1 protein-coding gene is annotated in these 2,131 nt (G+C 67.3%); it reads left to right on the top strand.

Annotation, left to right across the window (positions count from 1 at the left end; translation table 11 throughout):
* Positions 1 to 269: 269 nt before the first annotated feature.
* Positions 270 to 2,131: hypothetical protein (locus ACWCWD_RS37015; protein WP_450780039.1), on the top strand; the 1,862-nt coding region annotated here is incomplete at its 3' end.

Genomic DNA, 2,131 nt, shown 5'->3' with positions numbered 1-2,131 from the left:
ACGGCAACTGGAAACAAGCCCACGACACCAGCGCCCCATCTCCCCGCAGCCACACCTGGATCGACCCCGTCTCCCAACCCCTCGGACCAGAAGACAACACCAACCAACAAGACACCGACACCGTCGCCCCCCGCATGCTCCCGATACCACCCGGCCTCCGCCGACAGAACTCCGACTCCGACTCGGATGCAGCCGACTCCGACGACACCGACTGGGACGCACCCGCCCCGACCCCGGCCGGCCCGTCCACGGCACCACGCTCCACGTGGGTGCAACCCCCCGTCTCCGCGCCGAGTCCCGTGCAGTCACCGCCCTCGCCCGAACCCGCGCAGGACGACCAGACGCAGGACGACGAGGCCGAGCAGAACGCACCGTTCGACGCATCGTCCCTGCTGACATACGTCCTTCCGGACAGCCTCCCCGAGGGCCCGTTCAACGCACAGACCCTGTGGTCGCTGGCACCCCCGATGGAATCCTTCGCCGTGGCCACCGATACCCGACGAGGCCTGACGGTGCCGCTCAAGTACCCGGAGCACCATCCGGCAGCAGCCGAGTGGAGCGACTCCTGGGACGGCTTCGCCGCCTTCGACGCCGTGATGGAACCGGCCGACAAGTACCTCGACCTCGTCATCGAACGGGCCGAGCGCATACAGGCGGACGAGAACACGCCCGGGAGCGAACGGGACTCAGCAGAAAGGCTGTTGAAGACCAACACCCTCCTCAAGGACGACGGCTGGCGACCCGAGTACCGAGTTGAGTTCCTCCGCGTACAGATGCTCCTGACAGAACACGGTCTGCTCGACCGTCTCCCCCGCGAACTCGTCAGCAACCCCGACTGGCAGCGGCAGCTAGGCGTGCACGACCCCGAAGACACTCCATGGGCCCTGGTCGATCCCACCAACACGACCGGCCCCATCGGCGGTTCACTCCGCGGCGCGAACGGTGTGTCCGCCGAGTTCCACACCTGGCTGAACGACAACGGCGGAGACAGCGCCTGGCTGACCGCCTGGGCCGACGAACAAGCGGGCGGATCGATCAACACCGAACCCCAACGGTTCAAGGTGATGATCAGCCACTTCCGCCCACCGAAGCCGGGCGGTGGGTACTACATGGCCGGCTTGGACAGGGACTTGCGACACGACGCTTTGGAGTTGGACGGCCGAGAGTATCCCGTCACGCGATTCGACCGGGACTACCTGGGAGATCACGCGGTCTACCTGCGCAGCATGATCGCCCAGCACGTGTTCACCTATGAAGTGCTCACCCGGGTGAAAATGCCCAACGTCGACCCCACCGCAGGAGTCGTCCAGCTCATCCGCCTCGAGAAGCGGAGCCTGCTGGAAGACCAGAACTACGGCCCCATGACCGTCGGGGACAACGTGCAGATGACACGCGGCCCCGCCGAGTCCTACAGCCTCCTCACGCCCTACAAGGACCCCACCGACGAAAGCAGCCACACCCTCGGACCGTTCTGGGTCACATCACAGAAGGTGCCCCTGCACCACGTATTCGGCACCTACCTCCAAAGCCGCGCCAACACGGTCCCCGACCGCTCACTCCTCCTGGGCGAAGGAGAGAACGAGTTCCTCGCACTGGGCGAAGGCGCACCCATCACCTACCACGCCACGAACACACCGCCCGTCCTGCCCGTCACTCCCACCCGTCCCCAGACCGTCTCCGCCCGAGCCCCCCAGCCCGGTCGGGTGCCGGGCGAACAGCCACCGCTGCGGGAGACCGCGGCAGCGCCGATCGACGAGCCGCCGAGCATCGACACGCCGCTGACCGAGAAGGAGATCGCCGCCCGGGCACGCCTGCACGCCGCCGAGTCGACCCTGGAAACCGCTGGACTACACGCCGATGACCTCCAGCACAGGATCGACACCACCACCGATCCACAGGAAGAGGCCTCCCTGAGAGCGGAATGGGAGAGACACACGACAGTCCTCGCCGACGCCCTCCACGAGGTTGACCTCGCGCTCGCCGAAATCCGGCCCGCTCCGGCCGGGACCGGGCCCGTCACCCGGCCGCGGATGCGGCTGGACCGCACCCCCCGCTTCACCGTCCCCTCCCGCTTCGACGTCCGCCGCATCCGGCACGACAACGACACGGTCACCGACCTCACCATCACCGT

The organism is Streptomyces sp. NPDC001493, from assembly GCF_053597235.1.
This window is presented reverse-complemented; position numbering and strand designations above follow the sequence as displayed.